This is a genomic window from Nocardia sp. NPDC004340 (assembly GCF_053602575.1).
In genome coordinates this window covers 1-8785 of record NZ_JBSGDW010000022.1, presented here as the reverse complement: position 1 = coordinate 8785, position 8785 = coordinate 1, and the positions used below count along the sequence as shown (strand labels likewise).

The window sequence follows — 8785 nt, the reverse complement described above, 5'->3', positions numbered from 1 at the left end:
GCCGGAGCGGGAGCCGGGGCCGGGGCCGGGGCGGCCGCGGGGGCGCCGCTGCCGATGACGCCCAGCTGTCCGCCGACCTCGATGACGTCGTCTTCCTGCGCGGAGATCTCCAGCAGGGTGCCCGCGACCGGGGACGGGATCTCGGTGTCGACCTTGTCGGTCGAGACCTCGAGCAACGGCTCGTCCACCGCGACCTGGTCGCCGACCTGCTTCAGCCAGCGGGTGACGGTGCCCTCGGTGACGGACTCACCGAGCTCCGGCATCTTGACCGGGGTGCCGGAGGCGGCAGCGGCGGGAGCGGGCGCGGCGGCCGGAGCCGGGGCGGGTGCGGCGGCGACCGGCTGCGGGGCCGGGGCGGGAGCCGGCGGCGCGGGGGCCGGGGCAGGGGCTGCGGCGGGAGCCGGGGCGGCGGCCGGGGCCGGAGCGGAACCGGCCTCGCCGATCACGCCGAGTTCGCCGCCGACCTCGATGACGTCGTCCTCCTGGGCGACGATCTTCACGAGAACGCCTGCGATCGGGGAGGGGATCTCGGTGTCGACCTTGTCGGTGGAGACCTCGAGCAACGGCTCGTCGACCTCGACCGAGTCTCCCTCCTTCTTCAGCCACCTGGTCACAGTGCCCTCGGTGACGCTCTCACCAAGAGCCGGCATCTGGACGGAGAAGGTCATGTCCGTTGACTCCTCTGACTGCTCGTCGGGTTAAACAGTTCGTCTCTCCGCGGGCGTGGCACCGCGGGTCGCGGTGTCGTCCCGGACGGCCATCGAAGGGCGATGGCACCGGAGATCCGTGTTGGTTCTTGTTCCAGCCACCCATCCTTGCATTCGTCCGGGTGCGGCGTGTCACAGGGCGGCGGTTGTGCCGACCTCTCTACGCCACATTTCCCGGCGTGAGCGTCGAACGCCACGGAGCGCGGGTGAAATAGCGGGATGCCATGACACGTATCACGTTTGCGCCGAACTGGCCTTTCCGGCGTGCCACTGACCGGACCGCGCACGCCCGCTGAGTCGATTCTGAAGGGATTCTGTGCAGCTGCTATGGAAATCGCCGATCGTCTGGCGAAGCGGGCGTGAGCTGCGCACTATCGAAGTATCCGGCGGTTTTCCGAAGCCGGAGAGGAGGTTGACGGGAATGGGTTTCCTGGATCTGTTCGGGCACAGCGGCGCCGCGCGCCGAGGCGAGGCCGATCCGGCCGACATGGCCCATCTCGTGGCCTGGACGCGAAACCATTACGGCGTGGAGGCTTTCGTCGAGCCGCGCACCACGGTCACCGATGTCACGGTGCTGCTGGTCGCGCATGACGGCGAATGGACCCGCCGGGTGGTCGGCGAACGCGGGGCGCAACGCCTCTCGGGCGCCCTCGGCGTCCCGGTCTACGACGCGCGTCGCGTCGGCTACCCGCAGCGCATGCGGGACTACGAGGCGCGCCGCCGCGTTCTCGAACGCCGCGCGGCCGCCTTGACCTGACCGGTCGGCGTCCCTGTGAACGCGAACGCCCGCCGCCGCGGAACCGCGGGGCGGGCGTCGCTGTGGGACTTGGCCGTTCGCTATTCGGCGGCGATGTCCTCGAGGGTGCTGATCAGCGTGCGGACCGGAACGCCGGTACCGCCCTTGCCGATGTAGCCGAACGGTCCGCCGGTGTTGTAGGCCGGACCCGCGACATCCAGGTGCGCCCACTGCACGCCCTCGGACACGAATTCCTTGAGGAACAGGCCCGCCGACAGCATGCCGCCCCAGCGGTGCGGCGCGACGTTCTGCAGATCCGCGATCTTGGAGTTCAGGTCGGCGCGCAGTTCCGCGGGAAGCGGCATGGCCCAGGCGTTCTCGCCGACGGACTGTGAGATGCGCGCCACCCGGTCGCGGAAGGCGTCGGTGCCCATGACGCCCGGGGTGCGGGTGCCCAGCGCCACCATCTGCGCACCGGTGAGGGTGGCGACGTCGATGACGTAGTCCGGCTCGTCCTCGCCCGCGCGTACCAGCGCGTCGGCCAGGATGAGGCGTCCCTCGGCGTCGGTGTTGATCACCTCGACGGTGGTGCCGCCGTACTGGGTGAGCACGTCACCGGGCCGCTGCGCGGTGGCCGAGGGCATGTTCTCGGCCATGGGCACGGTGGCGATGACGGTGAGCGGCAGGCTCAGCCGCGCCGCCAGCAGCGTGGTGGCGATGACCGCCGCCGCGCCGCCCATGTCGGAGGTCATGTTCTCCATGGACTGCGCGGGCTTGATGGAGATGCCGCCGGTGTCGAAGGTGATGCCCTTGCCGATCAGCGCCACCTTGGGGTCGCCGCCGGCGTAGGTGATGCGGATCAGGCGCGGCGGTCGCGAGGAGCCCTTGCCGACGCCGAGAATGCCGCCGTAGCCCTGGGATTCGAGCTCGGTCTCGTCGAGGACCTCGACCTGGAGACCGGCCGCCTTGGCCAGTTCGGCCGCGCGGTTGGCGAATTCGGCCGGGAACAGGTCGCTCGGCGGGGTGTTCACGAAATCACGTGCGGTGGCGACGGCTTCGGCGATGGCCTGCGCGCGGAACAGCTCCTCCTCGCCGAATCCCGGTGCGGGCACCAGGAATTCGACCCGCTGCACCGGCTGCTCCTCCGGCTTGGGCGCGCTCTTGGCGGACTTGAACGCGGTGAACTGGTACGCGCCCAGGTAGAACCCCTCCGCCGCGGCGCCCAGATCCAGGCCCGACAGCGTGGTGACCGCGGTGACGACCCCGGTCAGCGCCCGACCGGCCGCACCGGCCGACTTGCGCACCTGCTCGGCGTCGAGCTTGTCCGCCGCTCCGAGCCCGACCGCCAGCACGAAGTCCACGCCCAGCCCGGCGGGCGCGGGCACCTTGGTGACCTCTTCGCCCTTGCCCTTGGCCCCGACGGCCCGCAGCGCGCTCAGCAGGGCGTCGCGGGTGTCACCGTCGAGCACATCCTCGAACGCGTCGGCGGGCGCGATGACCGGCCCGTCCTCCGACGAGGTGAGTCCGATGACCAGGACATCGGCCTCCCCGATGCCCTCGGTGCGGGCGAGTTCCGGCCCGAGCGAACGATCTGCAACAGCTGTCATAGCTGCCCACGTTACTGCGCCGCCCCGGCCGCAGCCGGTTGGGCGCGGACCGCACGATAGATTGCTCTGTGATTGCTGTTTGCCCCGAATCGTCTCGGCACGAAAGGGTGACCACATGGCGTCTCGGATGAAGGTGCGCACGGCCGGATCGGCTGTTGCCCTGGTCGGGGTCACGTTCGCGGGCTGCCTGCTGACAAGTTGCTCCGACACCGGCCAGGCCCCGGTGCCGACCACCGTCACCACGCTGCCGTCGATACCGCCGACTTCCGTCCAGCCCGAGCACAATGTCGGCGACGACTGCTCCGACGGCCGCATCGTCGCCCAGTGGGGTCTGACCGCCGACGGCCAGTGGGTGTGCGTCCCGAAGGAACAGGCCACCTCGACCGAGCCCACCGCGCCGACTTCCGCCGGTGAGCCCGGCGCCCGCTGACCGCTCGGCGAATTCGTGGAAAACCTCTGGTCGGGACGGGTTTTCGTCAACAGTCCTCGACGTCCGTTTCGACCGTTCTCCCGTACTTCCCGCCCCCGCCGGCGACTGGGAGGATCGCGGTGCTACTTCGCGCCGTTGGCGGATCCGGAGGCGGATCCGGTCGGCAGGGGCAGCAGGAACTGCAGGAAGGCCGGGTTGCACGTGGGCGGCTGGGAAGAGGTGCAGCCGTAGTCCGCCGAGCCGATCGGGCTCGCGGCCTGCGGTGCGGCGGTCGCCACGGCGGAGGCGGCCAACTGGGCCGGGACGAGCAGGGCGCCCGCGAGGGCGATACCGGCAATGCGCTTGTTCATCGATACCTCGTGTCGTTCCGATCGGCTGACGCTGCCGACGTGAAGTTGAAAGGTATCGATTCGAACCCTCGCGGCGCTGCCCCCGCTTCTCGGGTCACCGCCGCATACGCCCGGTTTCGCTCGGCGCACCCGCGCGCCGCCGTCCCGCGCCCGCGGTGGTGGAGCGGTGCCGGCTGTGGAAAACCTCTGTTCGGGAATGGTTTTCGTCAACAGTCCTCGACGTCTGTTTCGCCCGGTTTTCAGCTCTTCCGGCCCCCGTCCTCCCTACCCTGGAAACGACGGGCGCGCAGGAGGTTCCAGTGGCGAAGGCGAGATTCCAGCGGACGAAGCCGCATGTCAATGTCGGCACCATCGGCCATATCGACCACGGCAAGACCACGCTCACCGCGGCCATCACCCGGGTCCTGCACGACCGATATCCGGACCTGAACCCCTTCACCCCCTTCGAGGCCATCGACAAGGCCCCCGAGGAACGCCAGCGCGGCATCACCATCTCCATCGCGCACGTCGAATACCAAACGGAGAAACGGCATTACGCGCACGTCGACTGCCCCGGGCACGCCGACTACATCAAGAACATGATCACCGGCGCCGCGCAGATGGATGGCGCGATCCTGGTGGTCGCCGCCACCGACGGCCCGATGCCGCAGACCAAGGAGCACGTGATCCTGGCCCGGCAGGTCGGCGTCCCGAAAATCGTGGTGGCGCTGAACAAGTGCGACATGGTCGAGGACGAGGAGATCCTGGAGCTGGTCGAACTCGAGGTGAGCGAACTGCTCAGCGAGTACGAGTTCGACGGCGACAACAGCCCCATCGTGCGGGTCTCCGCCTTCCAGGCGCTGTCCGATCCGGCGGGGGAGTGGGGCGCGACCATCACCGAACTGCTGGCCGCCGTGGACGACTGGATCGACACGCCCGCCCGCGAGGTGGAGAAGCCGTTCCTCATGCCCATCGAGGACGTCTTCACCATCACCGGCCGCGGCACCGTCGTCACCGGCCGCATCGAGCGCGGCGTGCTCAAGGTCAATGCCGAGGTCGAGATCGTCGGCATCCGCCCGAAGACCACCAAGACCACGGTCACCGGCATCGAGATGTTCCGGAAACTCCTGGACGAGGGCCAGGCGGGGGAGAACGTAGGCCTGCTGCTGCGCGGAGTCCGCCGCGAGGACGTGGAACGCGGCCAATGCGTCATCAAGCCCGGTTCGGTCACCCCGCACACCCAGTTCGAGGGCCAGGCCTACATCCTGTCGAAGGAGGAGGGCGGCCGGCACACCCCCTTCTTCAACAACTACCGCCCCCAGTTCTACTTCCGCACAACCGATGTCACCGGCGTGGTGACCCTGCCGACGGCGGTGGAGATGGTGTTGCCCGGCGACAACGTCTCCATGGAAGTCGTGCTGATCCAGCCGATCGCCATGGAGGTCGGTCTCAAGTTCGCCATCCGCGAGGGCGGCCGCACCGTCGGCGCGGGCCAGATCACCAAGATCCTGAAATAGCCCGGCCGCTAGCCCATCTCCTCGAGCGCCTTGCCGTTGGTCTCGGGAACGAACCTGAGCACGAACGGAATCGAGAGCAGCGCGAACAGCGTGTAGATGACGTACGTCCCCGACAGATTCCAATCCGCGAGGCTCGGGAAGCTGGCGGTGATGGCCCAGTTGGCGATCCACTGCGCCGACGCAGCCACACCCAGCGCCGCCGCGCGCAGCTCGTTCGGGAACATCTCGCCCAGCAGCACCCACACCACCACACCCCACGACATGGCGAAGAACAGCACGAAGCAGTGCGCCGCGACCAACGCGGCAATGCCCTGCGCGTGCGGCAGCGACACGCTCTCGCCGGACCCGGTCTTGGCCGAGAACGCCCACCCCTCCAGCGCCAGCGCGACGGCCATGCCCGTGGAGCCGATGAGCGCCAGCGGTTTCCGCCCGATCCGGTCGACCAGCAGCATGGCGATCACGGTGCCGACGATATTGATGATCGAGGTGGTGAACGAATAGAAGAACGAACTGGACGGATCGATGCCGACCGACTGCCACAGCGTCGCCGAGTAGTAGAAGACGACATTGATCCCGACCAGCTGCTGGAACATCGACAGCCCGATGCCGATCCACACCACCGGCAGGAACCCGAACCTCCCGCCCAGCAGATCCTTGAACGTCGACCGGTGCTCGCTGTGCATGGCCTGCTCGATCTGCGCGACCCGCGCGTCCAGATCCTCTTGCCCGCGCTCGACCTCGGCCAGCACCTGCTTCGCCTGCTCGATCCTGCCGACCGAGATCAGATACCGCGGCGACTCCGGAATCGCGAACGAGAACAACCCGTACAGCCCGGCCGGGATCACCATCACCCCGAGCATCCACTGCCAGGCCTCCAGCCCCGCGATGGTCCCGCGCTGCTCACCGCCCGCCATCTTCAGGATCGCGAAGTTCACCAGCTGCGAGGTCGCGATGCCGATCACGATGGCCGCCTGCTGGAACGAGGCCAGCCGCCCGCGATACGCCGGCGGCGACACCTCGGCGATATAGGCGGGCCCGATCACCGAGGCCATCCCGATCCCGATCCCGCCGATGACCCGCCACATCGCCAGATCCCACAGGGCGAACGGCAACGCCGACCCGATCGCGCTCGCCGTGAACAGCGTCGCCGCGATCCGCATACACCAGATACGCCCGATCCGGTCCGCGATCCGTCCCGCGATAGCCGCGCCCAGCGCGCAGCCGATCAACGCGATCGCCACCACCTGCGCCAGCGTCGCCGACCCGATGTCGTACCGATCCCGGATGGCCTCGACCGCGCCATTGATGACCGAACTGTCGTATCCGAACAGGAATCCGCCCATCGCGGCCGCCGCGGTGATGAACACGACGTAGACCAGGCTGTCGGCCCCGCGCTCCTGATCGTCCGAGGTTCGCGACCCCACCAGTGAATTCACGCCGACTCCTTCGTCCGGACTCGGGCCGCGGGAGCCCGAGCCATCGCTGTGGGTTCGGCCGAGATGACGCACAAACCCCGTCAGACGGCGCACTTCGCCCATTGTGGCCGCCGGAATGGCTGTCAGCGCTCAACGCAACGCCGAACTGGTCGCCCGTTCCACGGCACCCGGACGGCTGGGCGGCTGTCCCGCATCGGGCCTGGCGCTGCGGCTTCTCCACATCCCTGTGGGAACTGCGCCACGCCTCAGCTCAACGCCGCAACCCGGGGATGCGCGGAACCCGCAGCCACCCCGGCCGATTCGCCCGCGCGGTCTCCCGCGCCAGCGCCTCGACCGCCAGCTGGTCCGCCAATGCCAGCAACTGCCGCGCCGCGATCACGTCACCCCGTTTGGCCGCCTCCACCGCCGCCGACACCGCCTTCGACACTCCGCTCTGCTCCGCCGCTGCACCCATACCGCTTGCCCTCCACTCGATTTCCGGTCGGGAGGTATTCGGTGCCGTGATCCCGCGCACTCCTACGACTTCGGGAGGAATCGGAGATTTACGATCGCGACACGTCTACGTTCGGGGAGGGATCATGGCCGAAGGTAAGGGCAGGGCCGGGGTTGTCGGGGGCGGAATCGGCGGTCTGGCCGCCGCGATCGCACTGCGCGCGGCGGGTTGGGACGTCACCGTCTACGAACGCGCGCCACAGTTCACAGAGGTGGGTGCGGGAATCACCCTCGCGGCCAATGCCTTGAAGGCCCTGGACATGCTCGGTGTGGGAGAAGCGGTGCGAGCCGGAGCGGTCGCGGACCGCCGCGCCTTCGCCCGCAACCAGCGGGGACGGGTACTGGTGGATGCCCGCATCAGCGACTTCACCGGTGGCCTCGTCGCCGTGCATCGCGCCGACCTGATCGCGATCCTCGCAGCCGCGGTACCCGCCGAATGCGTCCGCGCGGGCACCCGTGTGGTCGCCGTCCATGCCGATGGTCGGATCGAAACCGATTCGGATACGGACCAGTACGACCTCATCGTGGGTGCCGACGGCGTCAACAGCGTGGTCCGTACCCAGCTGTGGCCGCAGTCCGGCCCGGTGCACCGCACCGGGATCACCGCCTGGCGATGGGTCCTCGACACCCCCGCGCCCGACCCGGTCGGCGTGATCATGGGCATTCGTGGTGAAGCCGGCGTCGTCCCCATCACCGGCGACCACACCTACGTCTTCACCGCCGGCCTCCCGGGCATCGACGATCTCGACTACTTCGCCGACTGGCCGGACCCGCTTCCGAAACTGATCGCCGCCACCGACCGATCCGCGGTGGTCACCGACGAGCTGCTCGAAATCGACGTACCCCGGCAGCTGTGGAACGACCGAGCTGTCCTTCTCGGCGACGCGGCCCACGCCATGCGGCCGACCCTGGGTCAGGGTGCGGGAATGGCATTGGAGGATGCCGTCACTCTGGCGGCCTGCGCCCCGGATCTCGCTCGCTACTCCGCCGCCCGCCGCAGCCGCGTCGCCCGGATGAGCTTTCTGTCCAAGCACGGCACCCGAATGACCTCTCCGGGCTCGACCGCTCTTGCCGCCTTGCGGGACGCCGCATTCCTCGCGATTCCGAACAAAGTCTCGGTAGCGATGTTCCGTTCCAACAGTCGCCGGACCCTCGAAGGCTGGAAGCCCCCGCAGCCCTTCGCATAGTCGCCGGAAAACCGCAGGTAGAGAGGCGATTTGACTTTGGTTCGACGCAACACGTAACTTAGTCCAGGTCAGAGCGACACGGACACCGACCCGGAGCCCCAAGGGCCTGGGAAACGAGGTTGGACGAGGAGCGCCTGACGATCACACTAGTTCCACCTGACCAGCGGATTTGGTTCTGCTGCATGGACGGGGCTAAGCTTGAAAAGTTGCCTAGCTAGTCGAACGGGCTTACCGCTCGGATCGATGGCTTGTGCGTGTGTTCTTTGAGAACTCAATAGTGTGTCGATGAATGTCAGTGCCAAATATTATATTTGGTTCCAATCATTCTCACCCCCGTGAGGGTG

At 68.3% G+C, this 8785-nt stretch carries 9 protein-coding genes; 4 read left to right on the top strand and 5 right to left on the bottom strand.

Features of this window, described 5'->3' with window-relative positions:
• On the bottom strand, positions 1–668 hold a 668-nt coding region (locus ACWEOI_RS35295; RefSeq protein ID WP_452362388.1), incomplete at its 3' end, for a biotin/lipoyl-containing protein.
• Between the two features lie 460 nt (positions 669–1128).
• On the opposite strand from ACWEOI_RS35295, the gene ACWEOI_RS35290 reads away from it, so the two are divergent.
• Positions 1129–1464, top strand: coding sequence for an oxidoreductase (locus tag ACWEOI_RS35290; RefSeq protein ID WP_452362387.1), 336 nt, complete (start codon positions 1129–1131; stop codon positions 1462–1464).
• Between the two features lie 80 nt (positions 1465–1544).
• Here ACWEOI_RS35290 and ACWEOI_RS35285 read toward each other — a convergent pair whose 3' ends face one another.
• Positions 1545–3050: a leucyl aminopeptidase gene (locus tag ACWEOI_RS35285; protein ID WP_452362386.1), complete on the bottom strand. Its 1506-nt coding sequence runs from the start codon at positions 3048–3050 to the stop codon at positions 1545–1547.
• A 115-nt stretch (positions 3051–3165) separates the two neighbouring features.
• Between ACWEOI_RS35285 and ACWEOI_RS35280 the strand changes: the two genes are divergently transcribed.
• Positions 3166–3480 (top strand): hypothetical protein, encoded by a 315-nt coding sequence (locus ACWEOI_RS35280; protein WP_452362385.1) that lies wholly within the window; start codon positions 3166–3168, stop codon positions 3478–3480.
• 122 nt (positions 3481–3602) lie between these two features.
• Here ACWEOI_RS35280 and ACWEOI_RS35275 read toward each other — a convergent pair whose 3' ends face one another.
• Complete coding sequence (locus ACWEOI_RS35275; protein WP_452362384.1) at positions 3603–3830, bottom strand: hypothetical protein; 228 nt, start codon at positions 3828–3830, stop codon at positions 3603–3605.
• A 299-nt stretch (positions 3831–4129) separates the two neighbouring features.
• Between ACWEOI_RS35275 and tuf the strand changes: the two genes are divergently transcribed.
• The gene (gene tuf / locus ACWEOI_RS35270; RefSeq protein WP_452362383.1) at positions 4130–5326 is read left to right on the top strand and encodes an elongation factor Tu; all 1197 of its coding nucleotides are present in this window, start codon (positions 4130–4132) and stop codon (positions 5324–5326) included.
• Positions 5327–5334: 8 nt separating this feature from the next.
• Here the strand turns inward: tuf and ACWEOI_RS35265 are convergent, their stop codons facing one another.
• Both ACWEOI_RS35265 and ACWEOI_RS35260 read right to left on the bottom strand, forming a co-directional pair.
• Positions 5335–6762: a sugar porter family MFS transporter gene (locus ACWEOI_RS35265; protein ID WP_452362382.1), complete on the bottom strand. Its 1428-nt coding sequence runs from the start codon at positions 6760–6762 to the stop codon at positions 5335–5337.
• Positions 6763–7012: 250 nt separating this feature from the next.
• Positions 7013–7216 (bottom strand): hypothetical protein, encoded by a 204-nt coding sequence (locus tag ACWEOI_RS35260; RefSeq protein WP_433666953.1) that lies wholly within the window; start codon positions 7214–7216, stop codon positions 7013–7015.
• A 124-nt stretch (positions 7217–7340) separates the two neighbouring features.
• Between ACWEOI_RS35260 and ACWEOI_RS35255 the strand changes: the two genes are divergently transcribed.
• Complete coding sequence (locus tag ACWEOI_RS35255; RefSeq protein ID WP_452362381.1) at positions 7341–8441, top strand: FAD-dependent monooxygenase; 1101 nt, start codon at positions 7341–7343, stop codon at positions 8439–8441.
• Positions 8442–8785 lie beyond the last annotated feature (344 nt).